Annotated in this window: 27 protein-coding genes; 13 read left to right on the top strand and 14 right to left on the bottom strand. The window is 75.1% G+C overall.

Features of this window, described 5'->3' with window-relative positions; translation table 11 throughout:
* The first annotated feature begins 84 nt into the window (after positions 1 to 84).
* Entirely contained in the window at positions 85 to 723 is a 639-nt protein-coding gene (locus tag ACIQGZ_RS26855) for a PadR family transcriptional regulator (RefSeq protein ID WP_402606545.1), read from the top strand.
* A 94-nt stretch (positions 724 to 817) separates the two neighbouring features.
* Positions 818 to 1522: a pyridoxal 5'-phosphate synthase gene (locus ACIQGZ_RS26850; protein WP_402606543.1), complete on the top strand. Its 705-nt coding sequence runs from the start codon at positions 818 to 820 to the stop codon at positions 1520 to 1522.
* 39 nt (positions 1523 to 1561) lie between these two features.
* On the opposite strand, the gene ACIQGZ_RS26845 is transcribed toward ACIQGZ_RS26850, so the two are convergent.
* Complete coding sequence (locus ACIQGZ_RS26845; RefSeq protein WP_402606610.1) at positions 1562 to 3079, bottom strand: flavin-containing monooxygenase; 1518 nt, start codon at positions 3077 to 3079, stop codon at positions 1562 to 1564.
* A 157-nt stretch (positions 3080 to 3236) separates the two neighbouring features.
* Positions 3237 to 3938 (bottom strand): dienelactone hydrolase family protein, encoded by a 702-nt coding sequence (locus ACIQGZ_RS26840; protein ID WP_402606541.1) that lies wholly within the window; start codon positions 3936 to 3938, stop codon positions 3237 to 3239.
* 426 nt (positions 3939 to 4364) lie between these two features.
* On the opposite strand from ACIQGZ_RS26840, the gene ACIQGZ_RS26835 reads away from it, so the two are divergent.
* A complete protein-coding gene (locus ACIQGZ_RS26835; RefSeq protein ID WP_402606539.1) occupies positions 4365 to 4901 on the top strand; it encodes a Clp protease N-terminal domain-containing protein in 537 nt (178 codons plus the stop codon).
* A 111-nt stretch (positions 4902 to 5012) separates the two neighbouring features.
* On the opposite strand, the gene ACIQGZ_RS26830 is transcribed toward ACIQGZ_RS26835, so the two are convergent.
* The 3 genes from ACIQGZ_RS26830 to ACIQGZ_RS26820 form a co-directional block, all read right to left on the bottom strand.
* A complete protein-coding gene (locus ACIQGZ_RS26830) occupies positions 5013 to 6488 on the bottom strand; it encodes a sugar porter family MFS transporter (RefSeq protein WP_402606536.1) in 1476 nt (491 codons plus the stop codon).
* Between the two features lie 68 nt (positions 6489 to 6556).
* The gene (locus tag ACIQGZ_RS26825; RefSeq protein WP_402606533.1) at positions 6557 to 7213 is read right to left on the bottom strand and encodes an FMN-binding negative transcriptional regulator; all 657 of its coding nucleotides are present in this window, start codon (positions 7211 to 7213) and stop codon (positions 6557 to 6559) included.
* A 10-nt stretch (positions 7214 to 7223) separates the two neighbouring features.
* A complete protein-coding gene (locus tag ACIQGZ_RS26820; RefSeq protein WP_402606531.1) occupies positions 7224 to 7889 on the bottom strand; it encodes a pyridoxamine 5'-phosphate oxidase family protein in 666 nt (221 codons plus the stop codon).
* Between the two features lie 32 nt (positions 7890 to 7921).
* Between ACIQGZ_RS26820 and ACIQGZ_RS26815 the strand changes: the two genes are divergently transcribed.
* Together ACIQGZ_RS26815 and ACIQGZ_RS26810 are read left to right on the top strand one after the other, a co-directional pair.
* Entirely contained in the window at positions 7922 to 9277 is a 1356-nt protein-coding gene (locus tag ACIQGZ_RS26815) for an aminotransferase class I/II-fold pyridoxal phosphate-dependent enzyme (protein WP_402606528.1), read from the top strand.
* Positions 9278 to 9320: 43 nt separating this feature from the next.
* A complete protein-coding gene (locus tag ACIQGZ_RS26810; RefSeq protein WP_402606525.1) occupies positions 9321 to 10823 on the top strand; it encodes a phosphatase PAP2 family protein in 1503 nt (500 codons plus the stop codon).
* A gap of 64 nt (positions 10824 to 10887) precedes the next feature.
* On the opposite strand, the gene ACIQGZ_RS26805 is transcribed toward ACIQGZ_RS26810, so the two are convergent.
* Together ACIQGZ_RS26805 and ACIQGZ_RS26800 are read right to left on the bottom strand one after the other, a co-directional pair.
* Positions 10888 to 12342: a glycoside hydrolase family 47 protein gene (locus tag ACIQGZ_RS26805; protein ID WP_402606523.1), complete on the bottom strand. Its 1455-nt coding sequence runs from the start codon at positions 12340 to 12342 to the stop codon at positions 10888 to 10890.
* 191 nt (positions 12343 to 12533) lie between these two features.
* Positions 12534 to 13892: an NAD(P)/FAD-dependent oxidoreductase gene (locus ACIQGZ_RS26800; protein ID WP_402606520.1), complete on the bottom strand. Its 1359-nt coding sequence runs from the start codon at positions 13890 to 13892 to the stop codon at positions 12534 to 12536.
* A 241-nt stretch (positions 13893 to 14133) separates the two neighbouring features.
* Here ACIQGZ_RS26800 and ACIQGZ_RS26795 point away from each other — a divergent pair, with 241 nt between their 5' ends.
* From ACIQGZ_RS26795 to ACIQGZ_RS26775, 5 genes are all read left to right on the top strand, one after another.
* On the top strand, positions 14134 to 14892 hold the full coding sequence (locus ACIQGZ_RS26795) for a HipA family kinase (protein ID WP_402606518.1): 759 nt from the start codon (positions 14134 to 14136) through the stop codon (positions 14890 to 14892).
* Entirely contained in the window at positions 14889 to 15284 is a 396-nt protein-coding gene (locus ACIQGZ_RS26790) for a DUF3037 domain-containing protein (RefSeq protein ID WP_402606516.1), read from the top strand. Before ACIQGZ_RS26795 ends, ACIQGZ_RS26790 begins: the two co-directional genes overlap by 4 nt.
* 82 nt (positions 15285 to 15366) lie before the next feature.
* The gene (locus tag ACIQGZ_RS26785) at positions 15367 to 16020 is read left to right on the top strand and encodes a thiol:disulfide interchange protein DsbA/DsbL (protein WP_402606514.1); all 654 of its coding nucleotides are present in this window, start codon (positions 15367 to 15369) and stop codon (positions 16018 to 16020) included.
* Positions 16021 to 16441: 421 nt separating this feature from the next.
* The gene (gene purB / locus ACIQGZ_RS26780; RefSeq protein WP_402606512.1) at positions 16442 to 17872 is read left to right on the top strand and encodes an adenylosuccinate lyase; all 1431 of its coding nucleotides are present in this window, start codon (positions 16442 to 16444) and stop codon (positions 17870 to 17872) included.
* Between the two features lie 215 nt (positions 17873 to 18087).
* Positions 18088 to 18213, top strand: coding sequence for a hypothetical protein (locus ACIQGZ_RS26775; RefSeq protein ID WP_402606510.1), 126 nt, complete (start codon positions 18088 to 18090; stop codon positions 18211 to 18213).
* 7 nt (positions 18214 to 18220) lie between these two features.
* Here ACIQGZ_RS26775 and ACIQGZ_RS26770 read toward each other — a convergent pair whose 3' ends face one another.
* Positions 18221 to 19540, bottom strand: coding sequence for a chloride channel protein (locus ACIQGZ_RS26770; RefSeq protein WP_402606507.1), 1320 nt, complete (start codon positions 19538 to 19540; stop codon positions 18221 to 18223).
* A 149-nt stretch (positions 19541 to 19689) separates the two neighbouring features.
* Here ACIQGZ_RS26770 and ACIQGZ_RS26765 point away from each other — a divergent pair, with 149 nt between their 5' ends.
* A complete protein-coding gene (locus ACIQGZ_RS26765) occupies positions 19690 to 19965 on the top strand; it encodes a hypothetical protein (protein ID WP_402606504.1) in 276 nt (91 codons plus the stop codon).
* A gap of 432 nt (positions 19966 to 20397) precedes the next feature.
* On the opposite strand, the gene ACIQGZ_RS26760 is transcribed toward ACIQGZ_RS26765, so the two are convergent.
* Positions 20398 to 20976, bottom strand: a complete 579-nt coding sequence (locus ACIQGZ_RS26760) for a potassium channel family protein (RefSeq protein ID WP_402606502.1) — start codon at positions 20974 to 20976, stop codon at positions 20398 to 20400.
* 96 nt (positions 20977 to 21072) lie between these two features.
* Positions 21073 to 21273, bottom strand: coding sequence for an SHOCT domain-containing protein (locus tag ACIQGZ_RS26755; RefSeq protein WP_402606500.1), 201 nt, complete (start codon positions 21271 to 21273; stop codon positions 21073 to 21075).
* Between the two features lie 434 nt (positions 21274 to 21707).
* Between ACIQGZ_RS26755 and ACIQGZ_RS26750 the strand changes: the two genes are divergently transcribed.
* Both ACIQGZ_RS26750 and ACIQGZ_RS26745 read left to right on the top strand, forming a co-directional pair.
* A complete protein-coding gene (locus ACIQGZ_RS26750; protein ID WP_402606498.1) occupies positions 21708 to 22079 on the top strand; it encodes a hypothetical protein in 372 nt (123 codons plus the stop codon).
* Between the two features lie 254 nt (positions 22080 to 22333).
* The gene (locus tag ACIQGZ_RS26745) at positions 22334 to 23263 is read left to right on the top strand and encodes an aldose 1-epimerase family protein (RefSeq protein ID WP_402606496.1); all 930 of its coding nucleotides are present in this window, start codon (positions 22334 to 22336) and stop codon (positions 23261 to 23263) included.
* Positions 23264 to 23302: 39 nt separating this feature from the next.
* Here the strand turns inward: ACIQGZ_RS26745 and ACIQGZ_RS26740 are convergent, their stop codons facing one another.
* The 4 genes from ACIQGZ_RS26740 to ACIQGZ_RS26725 all read right to left on the bottom strand — a co-directional run bounded on the left by ACIQGZ_RS26740 (position 23303) and on the right by ACIQGZ_RS26725 (position 26771).
* Positions 23303 to 23836: a hypothetical protein gene (locus ACIQGZ_RS26740; RefSeq protein WP_402606494.1), complete on the bottom strand. Its 534-nt coding sequence runs from the start codon at positions 23834 to 23836 to the stop codon at positions 23303 to 23305.
* Positions 23837 to 23949: 113 nt separating this feature from the next.
* Positions 23950 to 25497 carry a sensor histidine kinase gene (locus ACIQGZ_RS26735; RefSeq protein WP_402606492.1) on the bottom strand — a complete coding sequence of 516 codons (1548 nt, stop codon included), beginning with the start codon at positions 25495 to 25497 and terminating at the stop codon, positions 23950 to 23952.
* The gene (locus tag ACIQGZ_RS26730) at positions 25490 to 26167 is read right to left on the bottom strand and encodes a response regulator transcription factor (RefSeq protein WP_402606489.1); all 678 of its coding nucleotides are present in this window, start codon (positions 26165 to 26167) and stop codon (positions 25490 to 25492) included. Before ACIQGZ_RS26730 ends, ACIQGZ_RS26735 begins: the two co-directional genes overlap by 8 nt.
* A 43-nt stretch (positions 26168 to 26210) precedes the next feature.
* Positions 26211 to 26771, bottom strand: a complete 561-nt coding sequence (locus tag ACIQGZ_RS26725) for a CAP domain-containing protein (protein WP_402606488.1) — start codon at positions 26769 to 26771, stop codon at positions 26211 to 26213.

Genomic DNA, 26771 nt, shown 5'->3' with positions numbered 1-26771 from the left:
CCGACGACAGTTACCGATATATCGTTGAGGCATCGGGAGCGTACGGAGACAGTACGCCGATGTACGACGAGAGGAAGTAGCACCATGCGACGCGGCAATCCCTTCTTCGAGGCCGGTCAGCACGGCCATCACCGACACCCGCACGGCGAAGGCCCGGGGCCGTTCGAGGGGCGTCCGGCTTTCGGGCCGTTCGGGCCCGGGTTCGGCGGCGGTCAGGGCTTCGGGCCCGGGTTCGGGCCCTTCGGGCACGGGCCGCGCGGCCGTGGCCGGCCCGGTGGGCGGGCCCGGCGGGGCAATGTCCGGGCGTCCCTGCTGGCGCTGCTCAAGGAGCGGCCCATGCACGGCTACGAGATGATCCAGGAGGTCGCCGAGCGCACCTCCGGTGCCTGGCGGCCGAGCCCCGGCTCGGTCTACCCGACCCTCCAGATGCTGGAGGAGGAGGGCCTGATCAGCAGTCAGGAGAGCAGCGGCAAGCGCCTGTTCGAACTCACCGACACCGGCCGCGCCGAGGCCGAAGCGGGCTCGGCGGCGCCCTGGGAGGAGGCGGCCGGTCCGGACATCGACTGGGAGGCCGTCCATGACGTCCGCAAGTCGCTCGGCGGCCTGTTCGACGCGCTTCGGCAGGTGGTGGCCACCGGCAGCCCCGAGCAGCGCACCAAGGCCGTCGCGGTCGTGGCCGAGGCCCGCAAGAAGCTCTACCTGATCCTGGCAGAGGAGGACTGACCCCCCGCTGGCCCCGCCCGGTTGTGCGGCGGCACCGGCGTGGAATGATCACAGTGCCGCCCCGTCCGGGTCGGCACTGTGAGGAGGCGAGTCGGTGCGGCACGTGGCGGAAGGCACCGGGTCCGGCGGACAGCAGGCCGGCCCGCTCGGGCGGTTGCTGTACGACAGGCCGCCGATGGCCCGCGCACTCCCCTCCTTCGACCCGGGGCCGGCGCCCGCCGAGCCGGGGCCGCTCTTCGTCGACTGGCTGCTCCAGGCGCTGGCCGAGGACGTACCGGACGCGCAGGTGGTCACCCTCAGCACGGTGGACGCCGACGGCCGCCCCGACGCCCGGGTGCTGGCCCTGCGGGACGTGGACGCGGCCCGTGGCGCCTGGTGGTTCGCCGCCGACGCGGACAGCCCCAAGGGCCGCCAGCTGGCGGCCACCCCATGGGCGGCGATCTCCGTCTACTGGCCCGCGCAGGGCCGGCAGGTCCGGCTGCGCGGCCGGGTGGAGGCGGCGCCCGCCGACCGGGCCGCCGCCGAGTTCCGGCGGCGGAGCCCCGCCTCCCGGACCGCCTCCCTGGTGGGCCGGCAGAGCGAGCCCCTGGACGGCGCCGGGGAGCTGGCGGCGGCCTGGGACGAGGCCGCCGCGCTGCTGGACCGCGAACCGGACGCCGTCGCCCCCGGGCACACCCTGTACGCGCTGCTCGCCGATGAGGTGGAGTTCTGGCAGGGCGCGCCCGACCGCCGCCATGTGCGGCTCGTCTACACCCGGGGCGCCGACGGCGGCTGGCGCCGCGGCCTGCTCTGGCCCTGACGGCGGAGGGCGGCGGCGGCCCGCCGGGTCCGGGTCGGGTCAGCGGCGCGGGCGTCCGGCGGGTGCGGCGGCCGGGCGGAACTCCAACTCGGCGTCGTCCAGCGGCTCGCCGAACAGCAGCGCGTCCTTGCGGTAGTGCTGCCACAGCCGCCAGGGCGCCCGGTCGCCCTGGAGCGGCAGGAGTGCGCGGGAGCGCTGGAAGTAGCCGGAGGTCATCTCGACGAACGGCGTCGTCCTGATGGGCTCACGCGGCAGCCGGGGGGTGACGACCGCGTACCCGGACCGCGCCATGGCGCGCAGCAGCCGGGCGACGTACGAGGAGACCAGGTCGACCTTGAGCGTCCAGGAGGCATTGGTGTAGCCGAGCGCGAAGGCCAGGTTGGGGACCCCGTCCAGCATCATCGCCTTGTAGGCGACCCGCTCCGGGATCAGCACCGGCTCCCCGTCCACGGCCAGCTCGATGCCGCCCAGCGGGAGCAGGTCGAGCCCCGTCGCGGTGACGATCACCTCGGCCTCCAGCCGGGCGCCGGAGCGCAGCCGCAGCCCGGAGGCGGTGAACGCGTCGATGTGGTCGGTCACCACCTCGGCCTTGCCGGATCGGATCGCCCGGAAGAAGTCGCCGTTCGGCACCAGGCACATCCGCTGGTCCCAGGGCTGGTAGGGCGGGTTGAAGTGCGTGTCGACGTCATAGCCGGCCGGCAGGCGCTTGAGGACGCCCTTGCGGATCAGCGCCCGCATCCGGGCCGGGTACCTGCGGCACAGCCCGTACAGTGCGATCGACACCCGTACGTTCTTCCAGCGGGTCAGCGCATGGGCCCGGTGCTCGGGCAGCACCCTGCGCAGCAGCCTGGCGACGGGGTCGTGGACGGGCACCGACATCACGAAGGACGGTGAGCGCTGGAGCATGGTCACCCGCGAGGCCGTCGCCGCCAGCGCCGGGACCAGGGTGAAGGCCGTCGCGCCGCTGCCGATGACGACCACCCGCTTGCCGGCGATGTCCAGGTCCGCCGGCCAGTGCTGCGGATGCACGACCGTACCGGTGAAGTCCTCGCGGCCGGGCCAGGCCGGCGTGTAGCCCTCGTCGTAGCGGTAGTAGCCCGAGCAGAGGTGGAGGAAGCGGCAGGTGTGGGTGGTGCGGGCGCCCGAGTCGGTGTGCTCGACGGTGACGGTCCAGCGGGCTTCCGGCGTGGACCAGTCGGCCCGCACCACGCGGGAGTGGTAGCGGATGTGCTCGTCGACGCCGTACTCCGTCGCGGTCTCCCGGAGGTAGTGCAGGATCTCCGCGCCGCCGGCGATCGACTTGGCCTCCTGCCAGGGGCGGAAGGCATAGCCGAGGGTGAACATGTCGGAGTCCGACCGGACGCCGGGGTAGCGGAACAGGTCCCAGGTCCCGCCGCTGGCGCCGCGCGCCTCCAGGATCGCGTAGGTGGTGCCGGGCGCCTCCTGCCGGAGGTGGCAGGCGGCACCGATCCCGGACAGGCCGGCGCCCACGATGAGTACGTCCACGTGCTCCGGGGCGGCGGCCGGGTCCGCGTCCGTGGAGTGGGCGGTAGGCATGGTCACGGTGCTCTGCTCCCTCGACTGCTGTCGGTGTGGTCGGAGGATCGCACTGACGGAGGGGCTGGGCAACTGTCCGGCGGACGGAACGCGCGCCGGGCCGGTGGGGGTGTGCGCGCGGGTCCTCGCGCCCCTGGGGGTGGGCGGGGCGCGGGTGTCAGCTGAGGACGCCGCGGAGGAAGGCCAGGGTGCGGCGCCAGGCGATGCCGGCCTGCTCGGGGTCGTAGGTGCCCAGCAGGTTCTCGTCGTTCATGAAGGCGTGGCCCGCCGGATAGAAGTGGATCTCCGGCTTGCGGCCCGACGCGGCCTCGATCCGGACGGCGGCGGCGTCCACCGCGCGCATCGGGATGTGGTCGTCCTGCTCGCCATAATGGCCCAGCACCCGGGCTGTCAACCCCCGGTAGTCGTACTCCGGGACGCCCGGCAGGCCGTAGAACGGCACCGCCGCCGCCACCCGGTCACCCTCCTGCGCGGCCAGCACCAGCGCGAAGCCGCCGCCCATGCAGAACCCCACCACGCCGACCGCTCCACCGGTGGTGGCCGGGTGGGCCAGCAGGAAGTCCACCGCGCCGCGCAGGTCGCGGGCGGCCCGGTCCACCGGCAGCTCCCGCAGCAGCCGCGCGGCCTCCTCGGCGTCATGGGTGGTGGCGCCGCCGAACAGGTCGGGGGCCAGCACGGTGAAGCCCTCGGCGGCGAACCGGTCGGCCATGCCCGCGATGTGCGAGGTCAGCCCCCACCACTCCTGGACCACCACCAGTCCCGGTCCCGACCCGCCGGGCGGCAGCGCGAGGTAGCCGTGGGCCTCGGCGCCGTTGCTCGGGAAGGAGACGTTCTGCCGGGGACCGTCCGGGTCGGTCATGGCCCCTCCTCGGGGACGGCGTGCGAGGCGCGCGCCGCTGCCGTGGGGCGCGCGGGGGACCGGGGCGGTCCGCGCGGACGATGGTATGCGCCCCTGCCGCCCTGAGGGTGGCACCACGCTGACCCGTTCCGGTGGCCCGTTCCGGTGGCCCGTTCCGGTGGCTCGCCGTCCGGTGGTGCCCGGCCGATCCGCCCCGACCTGGGCGTCGGCCGCTGTCCAGCGTACCCGGACGGCGCGTACGGGCGATGGCCGTACCTGTGGGTTGACGCCCCGTCACCGTACGCAGCAGACTGCTTCAGCCATCCCGGCGGGGGAGGCCTCCTTCTCACGGAGGAGCGCCCTCCGCGCCGGTCCTCCTCCTGGTGCACCCCGGGACGGTCCCCCGAGCGGACGACCGCGCCCCGGGCCGAGTGATGTGGTGGAACCGTGCAGCCAGACACCTTCGGCACCACTCGCACACCCGAGCTGCCCGCCGCCCTGCGCGCGGTGGTCGCGGCGGCGCGCCGCCGTGCGACGCGGGCCGGTGACGGCGAGGTCGACACCGGCCACCTGCTGCACTCCCTGCTGGAGTCCGACCCGGACGCGCTGGCCGCCGCCGCCCCGAGGCCGGAGCAGACGGCCCGGCTGATGGGGTATCTGGTGCAGCGCAGCATCGGCTTCGGCCGGCCCTGGCGGGCCGTCGCCGAGAGCCGCTGCCCGACCCGGTCGACCGGCGGCCCGGCGGTGCCGCCGCTGGCGGCCCGGGGCGCGGTCGGCCCGCGCTGGAGTGCGGCGGCCGCCGCCGCGCTGGAGCGGGCGGTGCGCCGGGCGGCGGACGGCCCCGGTGGGCTGCCGCTGCTGGCGGCGCTGGCCGCCGACCCGGCCAGCCGGTCCGGGCAGATCCTCTGCTCGGTGGGCATCGACCCGGCCGTGGTGCGCGCCCGCTGCGAGAGCGTCCGGCGGGCGGTCCGGGCCGGGACCTGAGCGGGTCCGGGGCCTGAGCGGGTCCGGGGCCTGAGCGGGTCCGGGGCCTGAGCGGGGACGGAACCCCTGAGCGGGGACGGAACCTGAGCGGGGCCGGGACCGGTGGCGGCCTCAGCCCATCGACTCCAGGGTGCGGCCCCGGGTCTCCCGGATGCAGAAGGCCACAAACGGGATCGACAGCAGCGCGAAGCCGGCGTAGACGGCGTAGGTGGCCGACAGGTTCCAGTCCGAGAGGGACGGGAACGACACGGTGATCGCCCAGTTGGCCAGCCACTGCGCGGCCGCCGCCACCCCCAGCGCCAGCGCCCGGATGCGGTTGGGGAACATCTCGCCCAGCAGCACCCACACCACCACACCCCAGGAGAAGGCGAAGCAGAGCACGAAGAAGTGCGCCGCGACCAGGGCCACCGCCCCCTGCGCATTGGGGATGGACGCGGTGTCGCCGGTGCCGGTGCGATACGAGAAGGCCCAGGAGGCGACCGCCAGCGCGACCGTCATCCCCGCCGAGCCGGCCAGTGCGAGCGGTTTGCGGCCGACCCGGTCCACCAGCGACATGGCGATCACCGTGCCGATGATGTTGATGATCGAGGTGGAGAGGCTGATCAGCAGTGAGTTGCTCTCGTTGATCCCGACGGACTGCCAGAGCAGCGACGAGTAGTAGAAGATGACGTTGATCCCGACGAACTGCTGGAACACCGAGGCGCCGATCCCGATCCAGACGATCGCCAGCAGCCCGAAGCGACCGCCCAGCAGGTCGCGCGGCCGGGAGCGGTGCTCGGTCTCCAGTACGGAGCGGATCTCGGAGATCCGGGCGTCCAGGTCGGCCGCCGGCCCCTCGACCTCGGTGAGCACCCGGCGGGCCTTGGCCTCGCGGCCGGAGGCGACCAGGTAGCGGGGCGACTCGGGGATGGCCAGCGACATCAGGCCGTACACCAGGGCCGGGATCGCCTCCACGCCGAGCATCCAGCGCCAGGCCTGGATGCCCGCCAGCTGACCGCTGGAGTCGCCGCCCGCCGCCTGGTTGAGGGCGTAGTTGGCCAGCTGGGAGATGGAGATGCCGAGCACGATCGCCAGCTGCTGGAAGGAGCCGAGCCGGCCCCGGTAGGCGGCGGGCGACACCTCCGCGATGTAGGCGGGGGCGATCACCGAGGCCATGCCGATGGCGATGCCGCCGACCACCCGCCAGGCGGCCAGCACCTCGATGCTCGGCGGGAACATCGAGCCCACGCCGCTGATCGCGAAGAGCACCGCCGCCAGCTGCATGATGCGGATGCGGCCGAACCGGTCGGCCAGCCACCCGGCGACCGCCGCGCCCACCGCCGACCCCAGCAGCGCGGCGGCCACCGTCTGGGCGGTCTCGCCGGGGCCGACCGCGAAGTGCTGCTGGATACCGGTCACCGCGCCGTTGATGACGGCGCTGTCGTAGCCGAACAGGAAGCCGCCCATGGCCGCGCTGGCGGCGATGAAGACGACATGGGCCAGTGGCGTCTCGCCGGCGTGGGGCGCCGGTGCGGTGCTGGTCAGGATGGGCTCCCGAGGGCTGGGGCGGACCGCCCGCGCGGCGGGTCGGACGTGATCCGCTTCCATCACACCAGCAAAAGCCGACGATCCCCTGTAAATCGCAGGAAACCAGGCAGAGCAGTCGGCCGGTGGGGTCAGTCCACCGGGCACCCCGGAGCGCGGGCGGCGGCCCGGCGCAGCAGCTGGGCCCTGGCCCCGGCGTCGCGCGGCAGCGCCCGCTCGGCCAGCCGCTCGGCGGCGACGGCCTGCACCGCCGGGGGCTTCTTGTCGTCGTACTTGAACTTGGCCCGCACCCGGACCACCGTCAGCCGCAGCGCCCGGATGCCGGGCAGTTGGCCGCCGAACGGTCCGCTGCCGGGGACGATGGGGTCGATCGGTGTCTCGGGCTGGAAGTGCGCCAGCTGCCGGGTCAGCACCTCGGCCTTGTCCGCCGGGTCGTCCAGGATCTCGGCGGTGCAGTCGAACTGCACGGAGGCGTAGTAGCTGGTGGGCGTGGAGTGCTCCGGCGGGGTGCCGCCGGTGGCCCGCCAGTGGCCGGGGGCGAAGGCGTAGTCGTCGGTGACCGCGAGGGTGGCGTGCGGGTCGGCGCGCAGTGCCGCCCAGAGCGGGTTGGGCGCGGCCAGGTGGATCAGGATCTCGCCCCGGTCGGCGTCCAGCAGGAAGTGGGTGGGGGTCAGCAGCGGACCGGCGCCGGGCGGGCCGTTGGCGGCCAGCAGCCCGAAGTCGCGGCCTTCGGCGAGCCAGGCGCGCCACTCGGCCTCCTCGCCGCGGTCCCAGGAGCGGATCAGCACGGGTCCTCCCTCAGCCGGCGTCGCGCAGGTACGGGGGCAGCGGCTGCTCCGGCGGCAGTGCGGCGTCCGGGACGGGCGTGCCCCGTACGGTGCGGACCGGGACCACGCCCGCCCAGTGCGGCAGCGCCAGGTCGGCCGGTTCGTCGTCCGCGTCGTCGGCGCGGACCTTGGCCGACACCTCGTCCAGGTCCAGCCGGACGACCGCCGTCGCGGCCAGCTCCTTGGCGTCGGCGGGCCGGCAGTCGGCGGACCGGCCGGGCACCACCTGGTCGACCAGGGCGTCCAGCGCGACGGCCAGCTCCGCCGGGTCGGTGACCCGGTGCGCGGTGCCGTGGGCCACCACGGAGCGGAAGTTGATCGAGTGGTTGAAGGCGGAACGGGTCAGCACCAGGCCGTCCACCAGGGTGACGGTGACGCAGACCGGCATGCCGGGGTCGGCCGCCGCGCGCAGCGGACGGGAGCCGGTCGAGCCGTGGACGTACAGCCGGTCGCCGACGCGGGCGTAGATGGTGGGCAGCACCACCGGGGCGCCGTCCACCACGAAGCCGAGGTGGCAGAGGTAGCCCTCGTCGAGGATGGCGTGGACGGCCTCCCGCTCCCAGGTGGCGCGGTCGCGGTAGCGGGTGGGGGTGGTGCGCGGGGTCTGCGGGTACGGCGGTTCGGTGTGGGTCGACATGGCAACCTCTGTACTAGTGCATAATGTGGTTTGTGCTAGGAGAATATCCAATCCAGGGCCGCCGTGCCACGGAGATCGCCGCCGATGTCGAACGGGCGGTCGGCAGCGGCGAGTTGCGGCCGGGCCAGGCGCTGCCGCCGCTGCGCGACCTCGCCGCCCACCTCGGCGTCAACCCCAACACGGTCGCCGCCGCCTACCGGCTGCTCCGCGACCGGGGCGTCATCGAGACCGCCGGGCGGCGCGGCAGCCGCATCCGCCCCCGGCCCGCCGTGACCAGCCGCGACGAGATCCGCGTCGAAGTGCCGCCCGGCACCCGCGACCTGAGCGCCGGCAACCCCGACCCCGCCCTGCTGCCGCCGCTCGCCCCGGCCACCGCCGCCGCGGCCGCCTCGCTCGACCGCGACCCCGTGCTCTACGGCTGCCCGTCCGCCGACCCCGTACTGCACGACCTCGCCCACGCCTCCTTCCGCGCCGACGGCGCCCCCGCCGGCCGGACGGCCGTCCTCTCCGGTTCACTGGACGCCATCGAACGGATCTTCGCCGTCCATCTGCGCCCCGGCGACACCGTCGCGGTGGAGGACCCCGGCTGGAGCAGCCTGCTCGACCTGGTGCCCGCGCTCGGCCTGCGGGCCGCACCGGTCGCCGTGGACGACGAGGGCCCCCGGCCGCAGCAGGTCGCCCGCGCGCTGGCGGCCGGCGCCCGCGCCCTGGTCGTCACCAACCGCGCCCAGAACCCCACCGGCGCCGCCCTCAGCGCCGACCGCGCCCGCGACCTGCGCGCCGTGCTGGCCGCCCACCCCGGCGTCCTGCTGATCGAGGACGACCACGGCCACGGGATCGTCGACCTGCCCTACCGGCCGCTCGCCGCCGCCCCCGGCCAGGACCCGGTCCCCGCCCACTGGGCCGTGATCCGCTCCGCGGCCAAGGCGTACGGCCCCGACCTGCGGCTCGCCGTCGCCCTGGGCGACGGCGCCACCATCGACCGGGTACTCGGCCGGCAGCGGCTCGGCGCCGGCTGGGTCAGCCACCTGCTCCAACGCACCGTCGCCGAACTCTGGCGCACCGAGGCCGCCCCCGCCCAGCGGATCGCCGCCGCCTACCGGGAGCGGCGCGACGCCCTGCTCACCGCCCTCGCCGCCCACGGGGTGACCGCCCACGGGACCAGCGGACTCAACGTCTGGCTCCCGGTCCGCGACGAGGCCGCCGCCGTCTCCGGCCTGCTCCAGCGCGGCTGGGCCACCACCCCCGGCGCCCGCTTCCGCCTGGAGTCGCCACCCGGCATCCGGATCACCGTCTCCACCCTGACGGCCCGGGAGGTCCCCGCCCTCGCCGCCGACATCACCGCCGTCCTCGGCCACCGCCCCGCCGCCACCACCCGCCCGGTCTGACCCCGGCAGCCATGGCGGCGCGGCGGCGGGGTAGCCACCGGGCATGCAGACGATCAGCCAGCTCGACCGCCGCCTGTTCGACCGCGTGGCCGTGAGCCGCCTGCGCGGCGCCCACCCGGTGCTGCCACGCCTCAGCCGGGCCGCCGACCACGGCCTGCTGTGGACGGGTACGGCCGCGCTGCTCGCCGCCACCGGACACCGGCCGGCCAGACGCGCCGCGCTGCGCGGCCTCGGCGCGCTGGCCGTCGCCTCGCTGGCCGCCAACACGGCCGGCAAGTGGCTCACCCGCAGGCACCGCCCGCTGACCGACGCCGTGCCGCTGGTCCGCCAGCTCGCCCGGCAGCCCGGCACCAGCTCCTTCCCCTCCGGCCACTCCGCCTCGGCCGCCGCCTTCGCCACCGGCGTCCTGCTGGAGTCGCCCCGGCTCGGCGCCCTGGTCGCACCGGTCGCCGCCGCCGTCGCCGCCTCCCGGGTCTACGTGGGCGTGCACTACCCCGGCGACGTCCTGGCGGGCTGCGCCCTCGGCGTGGGCGCGGCGGCCCTCACCTGCCGCTGGTGGCCGCTGCGCCCGCAGGCCCCCGCCGCCGCCCGGCCGCGCGTCGCCGCCCCGGCGCTGCCCGGCGGCGAGGGGCTGGTCGTGGTGGTCAACGACCGGGCGGGCGCCTCCGCCGTGGGCCCCTTCACCAGCTGCGCGGACCGGCTGGCGACGCTGCTCCCGGCCGCCGAACTCCTGCGCTGCCAGGCCGACGACGACCTGGGCGAACTGCTGGCGGAGGGCGCCCGCCGGGCCGCCCGGCGCGGCGGGGCGCTCGGGATCTGCGGCGGCGACGGCAGCGTCAACGCGGCGGCGGTCGTCGCCGCGCGCGGCGGCGTACCGCTGGCGGTCTTCCCGGGCGGCACCCTCAACCACTTCGCGCTCGACCTGGGCGTGCCGACGCTGGAGGCGGCGGCCGACGCGGTGGACGGCGGCCAGGCGGTCGCCGTGGACCTCGGCCTGGTCCGGCCGGAGGGCGGGGCGGGCGCGTCGGGTACGTCGGGTACGTCGGGTCCGGAGCTGCGCTTCCTCAACACCTTCAGCATCGGCGTCTACCCCGAACTGGTCCGCGCCCGCGAGCAGTTGGAGGGCAGCCTCGGCAAGTGGCCCGCCGTCGCGGTCGGCCTGGTCCGGGTGCTGCGTACCGCCAGGCCGCTGGAGGTGTCGGTGGCCGGCCGCCCGCGCCGCCTGTGGCTGCTGTTCGCCGGCAACGGCCGCTATCTGCCGGACGGCTTCGCCCCCACCTACCGGCAGCGGCTGGACGACGGCCTGCTCGACGTCCGGGTGGTCGACGGCAGCACCCCCTTCGCCCGCACCCGGCTGGTCGCCGCCGTCCTCACCGGCACCCTGGGCCGCTCCCGGGTGTACACCGCCGCCCGGCTGCCCCGGCTGCGGATCACCGGCCTGGCGGCGGTCCCCGACCTGGCGTACGACGGCGAGGTGGCGCCCGCGCCCGACGCGTTGCTGCTGGGCAAGCAGCGCCGGGCACTGACCGTGTACCGCCCCGCCTGACCGTGTACCGCCTGGCCTGACCGGAACCGGGCGGCGCCGATGGCCCGCAGGGCGGCGCGGCCGGTCAGCGGCGTACGGCGCCGCGCAGGATCTTGCCCTCGGTGGACAGCAGCCCCCGGCGCCGGTCGAAGCGCGGCGAGTCGGCGAACATCAGGTACAGGTACTTGGGGTTCTCCGCGAACCAGTAGCCCGGCGTCAGGTCGCCCAGCCGCATCGGCTTGGCGAGCACATCGGCGGCCACCGTGTAGCCGCCGGACACCCGCAGATGGCCGCGCAGCCCCTGGAAGTACCGGTAGGCGGAGCGCTTGTAGGTGGCGTTGCCGGTGAGCCGCCACAGGTCGAAGGAGGAGTTGACGTACTCGGGCCGCAGGTCGTTGCGGGCCGAGGTCACCTCCTCCGCGTCGAAGTCGACGCCCTCCGGCAGCACCGGGTACCGGTCGAGCAGCGCCGTCCAGGAGCGGTAGTAGTCCTCGCCCGCCGCCCGGTCGCCGCCCCTGGCCAGCAGACCGGCGTAGAAGGCGCCCAGCTCCGACTGCCCGGTGCCCAGCAGCTCGCCGGTGTCCGGGTCGACCTGGTTGAACCAGAGCAGCCCGTCGCGCCGCTCCGCCTGCTCGCGCAGCACCGCGTCGGTCAGCAGCCGGTACCAGTCCCGCAGCTCCGGGTCGCCGAACAGCTCCCAGCCCGCCCACAGGTACTCGTAGAAGGAGTCCACCGGCGGATTCGGCGCGCTGGAGGTGTAGTCCACCCAGCGGCCGGTCTCCACGTCGATGGTGGTGCCCAGCAGGTCCAGCGACGAGCGGCGCTCCAGCACCGCCCGGTAGGCGCCCTTGGCCGCGTCGTAGTACCGGCCGTCCCCGGTGAGCTGGGAGAGCAGGCCGAACTCCAGGATGTTGCTGCCCACCTCCGCCAGCGGCGGGGTGGAGCCGGAGACCGCGCCGGTCCGCAGATTGACCCTGGTATACGGGATGCCGGTGGGCGAGGCGGTGAAGGCCGGCAGCAGCCGGTCCGTCAGCTCCCGGCAGCGCTTCAGCAGCTTCGGCCGACCCGTGCACAGATGGCCCGCCAGCAGGCCGCCGACCAGCCGGATCACCGCCTCGAAGACATGGATGTCGCCGTCCACCGCCGGGTCGAGGTGCTTCTCGATCCAGTCGGCGGACCGCTTGACCTCCGCGTCCAGCTGCATCACGTACAGGGTGTCCAGCGCCTCCACGATCGACAGGCCGAAGGACCGGCCGCGCAGGAAGAAGTCGTTGTGGCGGCCCGACACCGGCCGCACCTCGTCATAGCCCCAGGCGGCGCGCTTGTACCCCTCCCAGCTGTGCTGGAACTCGGCGCGCACCTGCCGGGCGATCGTCGCGTCCGACGGCAGCGCCGCCCGGTCGGTGGCGGCGGTCGGCGGCGGGGCGGCGGCGGCCCGGCGGGCCGGGGTCGCGGTGGCCAGCGTGGTGGCCGCGGCGGCGCCCAGGACGGCGCGGCGGGGCAGCCGCGCGCGCAGCGCGGCGGGGGAGAGCGGTCGCATGGACGTGGGACGCTACCGGCGCCGCCGCGCCGCCCCGGCCCGTCCCACTGCGGCGTGTCGGGCCCGGCACCGCCCGCCACCTGGGTCGCAGCGCCCCCGCCGGTCGCCCGGTCCTCACCCGTACGAGTGACCGGTACGCGGCGGATGGCCTCACCCGTACGGATGAGACCGTCCGCGCTGCCGGATGGCTGTCAGCCCTTGGCCAGCAGCGACCGGGTGTGCTCCATCACCTGATCCCGGGTCAGATACGAGTCGGTGAACTCGAAGTCCCGCAGCGCCGCCGGGTTGCGGGCCTGGAAGCCGGTGCGGACGAAGTCGTCGCCCGCGACCGCGTTCAGCGCCCAGTTGGCGGCCACCCGGGCCTTGGCGACATTGGTGCGCAGCGCCATCAGGTGGTACCCGCGCGCCACCGCCTGCGCCGAGAGGCCGTGCAGCTCCACGCCGAGCGGCCGGGACACCGCGTCCGTACCGCCCAGGTCCACCACCAGGCCCAGGTCATGGTGGTGGTACGGCTTCAGCGGCTGGTTGCGCAGCATGGCGATGACATTGTCGGCCACCGTCCTGCCCTGCCGCTGCCCGTGCTGCGCGGTCGGCGGGCAGACCGCGCCGTCGCCCTTGGTCAGGTCCGGTACGGCCGCCGCGTCGCCCAGCGCGAACACCCCGTCGCAGTGCGGCACCCGCATCTCGGCGGTGACCGCGAGCCGCCCCTTGACCGTCTCCGCGCCCAGGGTGCCCACCAGCGGACTGGCCGCCACCCCCGCCGTCCAGATCAGGGTGCGGCTCGGCAGCAGCCGGCCGTCGGTGAACTTCACCGTGTCCGCGCCGACCTCCGCGACCGACACCCCCAGCGAGACCTCGACCCCGCGCCGCTTGAGGATCTCCAGCGCGGTGCGGCCCAGCTTCTCGCCGAGCTCGGGCATCAGCCGGGGGGCGATGTCGATCAGGTGCCACCTGATCAGCCTGGGGTCCAGCCGGGGATAGCGCTTGCAGGCCGCCGTGGTCAGCCGCTGGAGGCAGGCCGCCGTCTCGGTGCCCGCGTAACCGCCGCCGACCACCACGAACTGTAGCCGCGACTCGCGCTCCGCCCGGTCCTGCGTCGCGGACGCCAGGTCCAGCTGCGCGATCACGTGGTCGCGGATGTACGCGGCCTCGGCCAGCGTCTTCATACCCCGGGCGTACTCGTTCAGCCCCGGGATGTCGAAGGTCCGGGTGATGCTGCCGGGGGCCAGCACCAGGTAGTCGTACCGCTTGGCGACGATCTCGTCCGAGATGGTGCGGATGACGCAGGTCTTCGCCTCGCTGTCGATGCCGATCGCGCCGCCCGGCAGGATGTTGGTACGCCGCAGGGTGCGCCGCAGCGACACGGCCACCGACTGCGGGGTCAGCACCCCGGCGGCCACATGCGGCAGCAGCGGCAGATACAGCTGGTAGCTGTACGGCGTGACCAGCGCGATCTCCGCCTCGGCGGGCGCCAGCCGGCGCTCCAGCCGCCGGGCGCACTCCACGCCGGCGAAGCCGCCGCCCGCCACCAGAATCCGAGGTCGTTCCATCTGACACCCCTCACACAGTGCTGGTCACCACCGTCGCCGGCCTGCCTGGCGCGGTGCCGTGCCCCGCCTGCGGCCACGGTCGCACGCGGGGCACGGCCCTGCCGCCTCTGCGGGCCCGCCTCGGTACTCCTCCTCACCGCGCAGCGGCGGATCATGCCTCTGCGGGCCCGGGGCCCAGGGCCGGAGGGCCCCGGCCGGATCGGCGTCGGGGGTTGCTGATCACCGGCGGTAGGGTGGCACGGTGCTTCCCGAGGTGACGGCGATCCGCTATGTGACGCCACTGCGTGAGGGCGGATCGATGCCGGGGGTCGTCGAGGGCGACGACCTGGGCGTCTACGTCGCCAAGTTCGTCGGCGCCGCGCAGGGCCGCAAGGCGCTGGTCGCGGAGGTGCTGGCCGGTGAGCTGGGCCGGCGGCTCGGCCTGCCGGTGCCGGGCCTGCTGCGGCTGCGGCTCGACCCGGTCCTCGCCCGCAGCGAGCCCGACCAGCAGATCCAGGACCAGCTGCGGGCCAGCGGCGGGGTCAACCTCGGCATGGCCTTCGTCTCCGGCGCGCTCGGCTTCGACCCGCTCTGCTTCGAGGTGGACCCGCAGCTGGCGGGCCGCATCGTCTGGTTCGACGCGCTGATCGGCAATGTGGACCGCTCCTGGCGCAACCCCAACCTGCTGATGGCCGACGGGCAGCTCTGGCTGATCGACCACGGCGCCTGCCTGATCTTCCACCACCACTGGCCCGGCGCCGCCGGCTGGACCCGCCGCCCCTTCGACGCGGCCGACCACGCCCTGGCCCGGTTCGCCCCCGACCTGGCGGCCGCCGACCGCGACCTGGCGCCGCTGGTCACCGAAGCGCTGCTGGGCGAGGCGGCGGCCCTGATCCCCGACGAGTGGCTGACCGACGAACCCGGCTTCGACTCCCCGGACGCGGTCCGCGCGGCGTACGTCGCCCAGCTCGCCGCCCGCACGGCCGGCCCCCGCGACTGGCTCCCGGAGGTGGCGGCATGACGGACGGACCGCAGCTGCGGCACGACTTCGAGTACGCGCTGCTGCGGGCGGTGCCCCGGATCGAGCGCGGCGAGTACATCAACGTCGGGGTGCTGCTCTACTGCCGCACCGCCGAGTTCATCGGCGTACGCACCCACCTGGACGACGCCCGGCTGCTGGCCCTGGACCCGGCAGCCGACCTCGCGGGCGTACGGCGGGTGCTGCTCGGCGTCGAGGGCGTCTGCCTCGGCGGCGAACGGGCGGGACCGGCGGCGGCCGACGCTCCCGGCAAGCGGTTCCGCTGGCTGACGGCGCCGCGCAGCACGGTGGTCCAGCCGGGCCCGGTCCACACCGGCCTCACCGCCGACCCCGGCGCCGAGCTGGACCGCCTGGCCGACCTGCTGGTCCGCTGAGCCGTCGCCCGGCCGGGCGAATCCGGGGCCGTCCGCCGTGCGCCCCGCGAGCGGCGGGGCGGCGCGGTGCCACGGTTCAGCGATGAAGCACTTGACTCGGGTGGCCGTCGTGCTGGCCGCCGTCGCCGCGACCATCTGCCCCCGGACCGCCGCCGCCGACGCACCACGCGAGGGTGCGCAGTACGTGAAGCTGGCCCACCCCCAGGCCGTCCAGGAGCGCGGCGGCCGGGAGGTGGTGGAGTTCTTCTGGTACGACTGCGAGCACTCCCACCGCCTGGAGAAGCCGCTGGAGGCCTGGGCCGCCCGCCACGCCGACGTACGGCTGCGCCGCGTCCCGGCCGTCTGGCCCGACGTCCCGGCCATGTCGGGCCACGCCCGGCTCTACTACACCCTGGAGCGGCTGGGCCTGGTCGACCGCCTCCAGTCCGCCGTCTTCCACGCCGTACGCGACCAGCACACCGACCTGACCACCGAGGACGCCGCAGCCGACTGGGCCGCCGCCCAGGGCATCGACCGGGACGGCTTCACCGACGCCTACGAGTCCGACCAGGTCGCCCGCGAGACCCGCGAAGCCCCGGCCCTGATGGAGCGCTACGAGATCCCCGAACTCCCCAGCCTCGTCGTCCAGGGCAAATACCGCACCGCCCCCACCCTCGTCGGCGGCGTCGACCACCTCATCCCCGTCCTCGACCACCTCACCCGCCCCCAGACCCCCACACCCCCCAAAAAGAAGTAACCACCCCCGCCCCCGCGAGGGTGATCCGAAGTGGAAGACCATCTCGAACGCGGGGCACTCCCACTCCCCGCGCAGGCGGGGGTGGTCCGTCCCGGTTCGCGACAGCCGAAGCGGCCGAGTCGTTCTCCCCGCGCGGGCGGGGGTGGTCCGTCTGGTGTCGTGTGCTGTTCTCTCGGCTTGGCCGGCACTCGAAGGCCCCGGCTCGGTTGGCTGAGGTCTGCACCGTGCCTCCCACACGGCCGGGGAGGTGCATGGCTGCTCGGGGGAGCCTCCCGGGAAGCTGCGGGGAGGGGCGGAGAAGTGGACGGAGCCGACGAGCAGGGGCCGGGTTTTGGCCGCGCCGCAGACGTCCAGTGCTGCCCGGGGGCCCGGTTGCCCCGGCTGTGGGGAGGGGCGGGGCAGACTGTTAGGCTTGCGAAACGTGAGCGCCAAGCCCAACATCCCCGATGTCCTCGCCGCCCGGTACGCCTCTGCGGAGCTGGCCAGGCTGTGGTCCCCCGAGCACAAGGTGGTGCTGGAGCGCCGCCTGTGGCTGGCCGTGCTCAAAGCACAGCAGGATCTCGGCATCGAGGTCCCCGCCGACGCCGTCGCCGACTACGAGCGCGTGGTCGACCAGGTCGACCTGGAGTCGATCGCCGCCCGTGAGCGGGTCACCCGGCATGACGTCAAGGCGCGCATCGAGGAGTTCAGCGCGCTGGCCGGGCACGAGCAGATCCACAAGGGCATGACGTCCCGGGACCTCACCGAGAACGTCGAGCAGCTCCAGATCCGCCAGTCCCTGGAGCACGTCCGGGAGCGCACCGTCGCCGTGCTGGTCCGGCTCGGCGCGCTGGCCGCCCAGTACTCCGAGCAGGTGATGGCCGGCCGCTCGCACAACGTCGCCGCTCAGGCCACCACCCTCGGCAAGCGCTTCGCCACCGCCGCCGACGAGCTGCTGGCCGCCTTCACCCGGCTGGACGAGCTGATCGGCCGCTACCCGCTGCGCGGCATCAAGGGCCCGGTCGGCACCGCCCAGGACATGCTGGACCTGCTCGGCGGCGACGCCGCCAAGCTGGACGAGCTGGAGCGCCGGGTCGCCGGGCACCTCGGCTTCGAGCAGGTGCTCACCAGCGTCGGCCAGGTCTACCCGCGCTCGCTGGACTTCGACGTGCTCAGCGCACTGGTGCAGCTCTCCGCCGCCCCGTCCAGCCTGGCCAAGACCATCCGGCTGATGGCCGGGATCGAGCTGGTCACCGAGGGCTTCAAGCCCGGCCAGGTCGGCTCGTCCGCGATGCCGCACAAGATGAACACCCGCTCCTGCGAGCGCGTCAACGGCCTCGCCGTCATCCTGCGCGGCTATGCCTCGATGACCGCCGAGCTGGGCGGCGACCAGTGGAACGAGGGTGACGTCTCCTGCTCGGTGGTCCGCCGGGTCGCGCTGCCGGACGCCTTCTTCGCCTTCGACGGCCTGCTGGAGACCTTCCTGACGGTGCTGGACGAGTTCGGCGCCTTCCCCGCCGTCATCGAGGCGGAGCTCGACCGCTACCTGCCGTTCCTGGCCACCACCAAGGTGCTGATGGGCGCGGTGCGGGCCGGGGTCGGCCGGGAGACCGCCCATGAGGTGATCAAGGAGCACGCGGTGGCCTCCGCGCTGGCGATGCGCGAGGGCGCCCGTCACAACGAGCTGCTGGACCGGCTCGCCGCCGACGAGCGCATCCCGCTGGACCGCCCGCAGCTGGACGAGCTGCTCGCCGACCGGCTCTCCTTCACCGGCGCGGCCGCCGCCCAGGTCGCCGAGGTGGTCCGCCGCGTGCAGCAGGTCGCGGACCGGTTCCCCGAGGCCGCCAAGTACACCCCGGGCGCCATCCTCTGACCGTACGAGTCTGTACGTACGAGCCGTACCGAACGGATGACCGGTCCCCGCCCAGGGGCCGGTCATCCGTCGTCCGGGCCCGGCGTCGGCGCCGCCCCGGCGCCACGATCGCGGACTTCTGCGGTGGCCGCGCCGCCATGCCTTAATGGGTGCATACCGGGGTGCATCGCCGGGTTGGGCTGCCGGTTTCCGGCCACCGGACGGAAGGAGCCGTGATGATCGCTCTTGAGATGATCGGCTTTGCGCTGCTGGTGCTGGCCATCTGCGTACTGACCCTGCTCTTCCTGATCGGCGGCCCGCACTACCGCGACCAGCGCGGACCGCGCCACCGCAGGCACTGAGCCGTACTCACCCGCCCTCGGCGGCGGCCGGGGACCGGCGGCGCAGCAGCTCGCCGGTGACGAAGGCGACGACCGCGGCGATCACCACCAGCGGAATCTGGTCGGTCCCGTCCCGGCCCAGCAGCAGCGTGGCCAGCACCACCGCCGAGACGGGCAGCCGCAGCGCCGCCGTGGCCGCCGCCGCCATCCCGGCCGCCATGGCCGGGACCACGCCGAAGCCGGGCAGCCCCGCGCAGGCCAGCCCGAGCGCCGCGCCCAGCAGCACGGCGGGGAAGATCGGGCCGCCGCGCAGGCTGCCCAGCGAGATCGCCCAGCCGAGGCCCTTGAACAGGACGAGCAGCAGCAGCGCGGAGACCGGCCACGCGTGCGGGTCGGTGGCCACCGCCGCCAGCGTGGCCTGGCCCGAGAGCAGCACCTCGTCGGGCGCCCGGTCCGTGGCCAGCGCATAGCCGGCCGCGCAGACCCCGACCAGCACCGCGCACAGCACGGTCCGCCGCACGGTGCGCCGCGCCGTCCAGACGGCGGCCCGCCGGGCGAGTGCCATCGCTCCTGCCGCGCCCACCGCGATCAGTACGGCGAGCGGTACGCCCCACAGGAAGTCGCCCGCGTCCGGCTGCGCCGTCGGCTGGGCCAGCGGCAGCGTGAGCGACCCGATCCCCAGGCCGGTCCAGGAGCCGAACCCGGTGAAGACCAGCGCCCCCACCCCGCTGGCCAGCAGGCTGGGCAGGATCAGCGCATACAGCCGGGGTCCGCCGATCCCCGCCGCCTCGATCAGCAGCACCGCAGCGATCAGCGGGTTGCCGAAGATGGTGGAGATGGCGGCGGCCGCGCCGGCGGTGGCCAGCACCGCGCCGAGCTGCGGCACCTCGGCCCGCTCGGCGGACCGTACGGTCGACAGCGCCAGCCCGCCGCCGAGCGCCATCAGCGGTGCCTCCGGGCCGAGCACCGCCCCCAGCGACAGGCCCACCAGCGCCGCCAGCACCACCCCGGGCAGCTGGGACGGCAGCGTCGGCGCGCCGCCGAGCCCGTCCACCGGTACGTGGCCGCCGCGACCGGGCAGCCGGACGACCACCCACGCCACCAGCAGGCCGGCCAGCGCCAGGCACGGCAGCGGCCACCACCAGGGCGCGGCGGACCTGCCGAACGCGTGCGGCAGCGACACCCAGACACCGTGCTGCATGGCGTGCTGGAGGGCGACGAAGGCGAAGGCGATCAGCGAGATGGGGATGCCGGCCAGGGCGGAGAGCAGCAGCAGGCGCCGGTAGCCGGGGCTGCGCAGCAGGGTGTGGAGGTCCGCCGGCTGGGCGGCCTGCTCGGCCTGGGCCATCCTCGCCGCTCCTCGGTCCGCTCGCTCCCCGTGTGTCCAGGGTGGGTCGGCGGGTCGCTTCCGGCATCCCGGGGCGGGGCGGGTGGCGGGGACGGGTGGCGGCCGGGGCTCGGGATGCGGGCGGCGGCGTGGTACCGCATGGTGAAGGCATGAACCATCACCACCTTCCTTCCGCCGTGCGGTCGCTGGAGATCGACAGTCGGCTGATCAGCGTCGGGGCCGCGCTCACCGCCGGGGGTGCGCTGCTGGCGTCCGCCGGTATCGCGCTGGCCGGTTACGCCCTCGCCAGTGCCGGGCGGCGCTGGGTACGACAGCTGGAGGTGCCGCCGAGCGAACGGGCGGCGGCCCGGCTGCGCCAGGCCCGGGAGGCGTCGCTGGCCGGGATGGAGGCGTGGCGCAACGCGGCGGCGGGGGATCGCGGGTAGGCGGTCCGAGGGCGGCTGGGCGGCTGGGCGGTCGGGCGGCTGGGCGGTTGGACGGCCGGACGGCCGGGGGCGGCCGAGGGCGGTTGGGCGGTGGGACGGCCGGAGGGTGGCTGGGACTGCGGTCCGGTGCGGCTCGGTCCCGGGTTGTTCGCGCAGTTCCTCGCGCCCCTGGGTGGGTGGGGGTCTGGTGTCTGCGTCGACCCTGCGGCACGCCGGTGGGTTGTTCGCGCAGTTCCTCGCGCCCCTGGGTGGCCCGTGCCGAGGGACGCGCCGCGTTGTCGTAGTGCGTCGGACGTATCGGTCACTCGTGTTCCCCGGTGGTGTCCGCCGTCGGCCTGGGTGGCCCGTGCCAGGGGCTCTGGGAACTGCGCGGACAGCCCGCCGTGGGCGGAGAGCGCCGGACGTACCGGTCACCCGCATCCCCCGGTGGTGTCACCCCCCGCTCCGATCCGCCCCCCTCTGGCGGCGGCGGCCGACCTGGACCGCCCCCAGCAGCGCCTTGACGATCACGCCGATCACCACCAGGTCCGCGACCATCTGCACCGTGGTCAGCACCCGCGCCGCCCCCGTGGTCGGCACGATGTCACCGAACCCCACCGTCGCGAACACGGTGACTGCGAAGTACAGCGCGTCCACCCGGTCCAGCGGTTCGTTGAACGAGCCCGCCACCTCCCGGGCGAACAGGTAGTACGTCACCGCGAACAGCAGCAGGAACAGCGGAACGGCGCAGGCCAGCCCCTCCAGGGCGCGCAGCCAGGGGTGGTCGGAGCGTACGACGGCCCGTACCTGGGCCACGACCACGACCAGGAAGACCACCAGCCCCACCGCCGGCACGACGACCCTGGCCAGGTCGACCGGGCCCTCCAGCGGCACCAGGGCATACAGGGCGACCAGCAGCGCCACCGTCAGCGCGGAACGCAGCAGCGACCGCAGCAGCAGCCGGCGTCGGCGGGCCGGGCTCAGGTCGCCGTACGGTGCCGTGGCCGGCCCGGTCTCGCTCTCGTCCGACATGCGGCCTTTATACCCCTGCTGTACCCCCGCCCCGGCGGCACCGGGCGGGACGCCGCCGCAGCGTGTTCCCGCGCGGGAGGCCGGTCGGGGAACTGTTCAGGAAGCGAGGATGCGGCTCTTGCGGGCCTCGAACTCGGCGTCGGTCAGCGCGCCCTGGTCCCGCAGGTCGCTGATCTCCTTCAGCCGGTCGATCTTGTCGCTGATCGGGTCGGCGGCCTGCTGCGCCGACGGCCGCCGTTCCACCCGGTGGGCCGTCCGGCCCGCCGAGTACCCGGCCCTGTTGGCGTTGTCGCTCATCTTGGGCTCCTCATGGTTCCCGGTACCAGGCATGCTGCGACGGGCGGGTGGCACCGCCGCACTTCCATTCGACCACCGGACGCGGCCAGCCGCACCCGGTGGCGGCCGTCGGCCGAAGTGCCGACCGGCGCCCCGGGTGTCAGGCTCATTGCGGGGGGCCGCCGGCCCGACCCGGTTCGGCCGGCAGGGGGAGTCATCTCACCAAGGAGCCCCGCATGGCCAGTGAAATCGGCGGACCCGATGAAACCGGCGGATCAGGCGAAACCCGTCGGCCCAGCGAAACCCGTCGGCCCAGCGAAACCGGTCGGCCCAGCGAAACCGGTCGACCCGGAGAGACCGGCGTACCCGGCGAAACCGGTCGGCACGGCGAAACCGGCCGGCTTGAAACCGGCCGACCGGGAACCCCCGCCACCCACCGCACCGGAAACGACCTGGTGACCGGTTGGACGGTGTTCGCCGCAGTCCTGATGATCTTCGGCGGCCTGCTGTCGATCTTCGAAGGCGTCTCCGCCATCGCCAGGGACAACCTGCTGGTCCGCACCGCCAACTACGCCTACCGGTTCAACCTCACCGGCTGGGGCTGGATCCATGTGATCCTCGGCCTCATCGTGGCCCTGGCCGGCTGCGCGCTGTTCACCGGGGCACGCTGGGCGCGGGCGGTGGGTGTGCTGCTGGCGGGGCTGAGCCTGATCGCCAACTTCCTGTGGCTGCCCTGGTACCCGCTCTGGGCCATCGTGCTGATCGCCGTGGACCTGCTGATGCTCTGGGCCCTGTGCGCCCGCACCGGCCCCCGCGCCCGTACCTGACCGGCCGTGGACGGACCGGCCGACCCCGGAACCCCGGCCTGACCAGCCGGTTCGTCCACCACCGCCCCCCGGTGGGCCACCCGCTCCCAACGGCGTTGCCGATCACCCGCAGCCACCCGCACCCGCGCGTCGTACTGTGGTGCGCGGCCGCCGCCCGGCAGCCGCCTCGCGCTCCGCGCGCCCGGCACCGGCCGACCCGGTACCGGTTCCGCAGCGGAGCGCGTCCCGTACCGCGATCGACCAGGAGGCAGCAGGTGCCGCACACGGACGACAACCCCAACGGACGGGAGATCCGGCTGAGACACGGCGACCAGAGCGCCGCCGTCGTCGAACTGGGCGCCGCGCTGCGCAGCTACGCCGTCGGAGGCCGTCCGCTGGTCGACGGATTCGCCGCCGACGCGCCGATCACCGGCGGTCGCGGCCAGCTGCTGGTGCCCTGGCCCAACCGGATCGGGGACGGCCGCTACCACTGGCACGGCCAGGACCTGCAACTGTCGCTGACCGAGCCGGTGCACGGCAACGCCATCCACGGCCTGGTGCAGTGGCACTCCTGGCAGGTGCTGGAGCAGGACGAGAGCCGGGTCGTGCTCGCGCTGCCGCTGCGGCCGCAGCCCGGCTACCCCTTCCACCTCGACGTACGGGTGGAGTACCGGCTCGCCGCCGACGGCCTCACCGTCACCGCCACCGCCCGCAACCGCTCGGCGGTCCCGGCGCCCTACGGCGCCGGCCAGCACCCCTATCTGACGATCGGCACCGACCTGGTGGACGACGCCGTGCTGACCGTCCCCGGTCGGCGGCGGCTGCGCACCGACGAAGAGGGCCTGCCGGTGGGCGTCGAGGACGTCGAGGGGACGCCGTACGACTTCCGCGCCGCGCGGCCGATCGGCGGGCTGCACCTGGACACCGCCTTCACCGAGCTGGAACGCGACGCCGACGGCCGCGCCGTGGTGCGGCTGGCCCACCCGTCGGGGGAGTACGGCACCGACCTGTGGCTGGGCGAGGGCACCCGGGTGGTCCAGCTCTACACCGGTGACACCCTGGCCGAGGGCGAGCGGCGCCGGTCCATCGCGGTGGAGCCGATGTCCTGCCCGCCCGACGCCTTCCGCAGCGGCACCGACCTGGTCGAACTCGCCCCCGGTGAGCAGCACGTCCTGCGCTGGGGCATCAGCCCCTGGCACGCCTGACCCCCGGGTGGGGCGGCGGGCCGACCGCCGCCCCACCCGCTAGAACGGCTTGGTCACCCAGTACGTGACGCCGGGCAGCCCGCCCTTGCCCGTCCCGTACTCCAGCTCCATGAAGCCGACGGCCAGCCGCTGCCCGGCCCGGTCCACGCAGAACACATGCCACAGCAACTGCTCCGGCAGCAGCCCGGTGGCGAGACCGCCGTTGCTGAAGACGTCATCGGGCGTGACCGAGCCCCGGCCGCAGGAGCCGACGCCCGCCACCCGGGCGGCCCTGGAGCCGGGCACCGCCACCGTACGGTCGCACCGGTACTCCAGGACCGTCCCCCCGGCCCCGCCGGAGCCCGCCACCAGCGCCTCGGTGACGGGGCGCTGCGCCGTGGCAGGCACCGAGCAGTCCGGCGCGCCCAGCGTCGCCGCCCGCGCCCCCGGCGGCGGCGCGGGCGGCTCCAGGGCTTCCGGCCCGCCGCCGCCGGAGCAGCCCGCCACCGCGCCCCCGGCCAGCAGCAGCGCCGCCGCCCACCCGGCGGCGCGGCGCCCGCCGCGCCCGCCCGCCCGTACCCGCAGCGCACCCATGCGCCCCACCTCTCGCTCGGCGACCGCCCCGGGCGCAAGGCGTCGCCGGGGCCGGACCGGACCAGCCTCCCGGCCGCCGCCTGAAGCAGGGCTGAAGACACCTGAAGATCCCTTCAGCCAGGGGTCACCGGGCCGGGGCGGCCGGGCCAGCCGGGCAGCAGCACCGTCAGCCGCGCCCCGCCGCCCTCGGCGGCGTCCGCCTCCACCGTGCCGCCGTGCCGGACGGCGATCTCCCGCACGATGGCGAGCCCCAGTCCGGAACCGCCGTCGTCCCGCGCTCGGGCGTCGTCCAGCCGGGTGAAGCGCTCGAACACCCGCTGCCGCTCGGCGGCCGGGATGCCCGGCCCGTCGTCCGCCACCACCAGCCGGGCCCGCCCGGCGCCGTCCGCCGACACCGCCACCCGGATCTCGGAGCGCGCGTGCCGCTCCGCGTTGTCCAGCAGATTGCGGACCAGCCGCCGCAGCTGCCCCCGGTCACCGGCGACCGGCACCGGCTCCCCGCCGGACAGCCGCAGCCGGGCACCTGGCCCGCCCCGCCCGGCGCACTCCGCCCGGACCACGGCGGCCAGATCCACGGCGGCCAGATCCACGGCCGTCAACTTCACGTCGGCCGCGTCCGGCGCCGGGGCGGTGGCGTCCAGCCGGGCCAGCACCAGCAGGTCGTCGATCAGCCGGTGCAGCCGCTCGGTGTTGGCCAGCGCGTCCCGGGCGACCTCCGGCCAGTGGGTGCGGGAGGGGTGCGCCAGCGCCACCTCCAGGCCGGTACGCAGATTGGCGACCGGGCTGCGCAGCTCGTGCGAGGCGTCCGCGACGAACCGCTGCTGCCGGGCGACCGCCTCCTCCAGGCGGTCCAGCGTCTGGTTGGTGGTGAGGGCCAGCCGGGTGATCTCGTCGCCGTCCGGCGGCACCGGCACCCGCCGGTGCAGCTCGCTGGCGCTCACCTCCGCCATGCCCTCCCTGATCCGCTCCACCGGCCGCAGCGCCCGCCCGGTGACCGCGCGGGCCACCACCACCACGAACCCGGTGGCCGCGAAGACCCCGGTCAGCAGCAGCCGGTCCAGCGAGGCCCGCACCCGCTCCGCCTCCCACCGCGGCACCAGGATGTGCACGGTGAACGAGTGCCCGCCGCCCGCTCCCGGCCCCAGGTAGGCGGCGGCGGCCTGCGGCGCCATACCGTGCACGGTGGCGCTGCGCACGGCCCAGGTGCGGTCGGCCAGCGCCTCCGACTGCCCGCGCAGCCCGGCCGACAGCGCGATGGGGGAGCGCGGCAGCGGGCCCAGGCGGACGGTACGGGAGCGCAGCGCCCCGTCCGGTGACCCGGGCAGCGGCGGCAGCACGGCGCCCGCCACCTCGTACGGCGCCAGGTCGGGGCTGGCCTCCAGCAGATGCCCGTCGTCGAGCACCACCTCGTACGTCTGGTCGATCAGCGCGGAGGTCTCCGGCACCCGGCTGCCCAGCATCTGCTGCACCACGCTCTGCGCCAGCCGGTCGGTGGACTCCCGCACCTGGTCCAGCCGGTCCTGGAAGACCAGCTGGCGGATGGCCAGCCCACCGGCGCCGAACGCCACCGCCGCCGTCAGCGCGGCGGCCAGCGCCGCCCGGTTGCGTACGCCGCGCGGACGCGGCCACCGCAGCGGGACCCGGCGGCCGCGCTCAGCCAACGTCCGGCACCAGGCGGTAGCCGGCGCCGCGCACGGTGAGCAGGCTGTGCCGGCCGAACGGCGCGTCGATCTTGCGCCGCAGCGCGCTGACGTGCACCTCCACCACATTGGGGTCGCCGTCGTACCCGGCGGGCCACACCTCGTCCAGGATCTCGTCCTTGCCCACCGCCTCGCCCGGCCGCCGCGCCAGGCACTCCAGCACGGCGAATTCCCGGGCGGTCAGCGCCACCTCCTGCCCGCCCCGGTGGCAGCGCCGGGCCGCCGGGTCCACCCGTAGGTCGGCGATCTGGTGCACGGCGGGCCGGTGCAGGGCGCCCCGGCGGGCCAGGGCGCGCAGCCGGGCGGTGAGCACCACGTACGAGAACGGCTTGGTGAGGTAGTCGTCGGCGCCCGCGTCCAGCCCCTCCGCCTGGTCCCACTCGCCGTCCCGCGCGGTGAGCAGCAGGATGGGGGTGGTCACCCCGGACCGGCGCAGCTCGGCGCAGACCCGCAGACCGCTCAGCTCCGGCAGCATCACATCCAGCACCACGACCCGGTAGGGGAGTTCGCGGGCGAGCCGCAGCCCGGTGCGCCCGTCGTGCGCCAGGTCCACCGTCCAGCCCTCGGCCTCCAGGCCCCGCCGCAGCGAGCGGGCCAGGCTCCGTTCGTCCTCCACCACCAGCACGCGCATACCCGCCAGCATGCCAAACCGGCGGCGGGCGGCCGGGCCCGGGTCAGCCCGAGGCGGGCAGCACGTTCTGCGCGTACTGCCCGGCGACATTGCCGGGGGAGCGGAAGACGAAGACGACATACGTCTCGTACCACTGCGCACCCTTGCCGGAGGTCCGGGCGGCGCCGACCCGGGTGGTCGCCTTCCAGACCAGCTGGGTGAAGCGGCCGGTCCCGGCGGTGGCACCGGGGTGCTTGAAGTCGTAGCTCTTGCCCTCGGCCGCCCAGGAGGCCACGGCGTCCGCCGCGCCGCGTACGGCGGGGGTGGAGCTGCCGCCCCAGTAGAAGTTCTCGGCGGTGCCGGGGCGCGGGCCGGAGGTGCCGGTGCCGGAGAGCGCCTCCCAGCGGGAGATGTCCTGGGCGCGGGCGGCGGCCTCCGTGTTCAGCTGCTTGTCCAGCACCAGCGGCGGGGCGTGGTGCTTGGCGCGGACGGCGTTGGCCTCCTTCAGCGCCTCGTCCAGGAAGCTCTTGGTGGTCGTGTCGGGCAGCGCGGGGCGGGCCGGGGCGGGTGCGGCGGCCAGGCAGGCCAGGGCTGCGGCGGCTGCCAGCGTGCCGAGCTTCTTCAT

Origin of the sequence: Streptomyces sp. NPDC092296 (assembly GCF_044755465.1) — a bacterium.
In the GTDB taxonomy this organism is placed as follows: Bacteria; Actinomycetota; Actinomycetes; order Streptomycetales; family Streptomycetaceae; genus Peterkaempfera.
The sequence above is the reverse complement of the archived record's forward strand: the minus strand, read 5'-3'. Positions and strand labels throughout refer to the sequence as shown.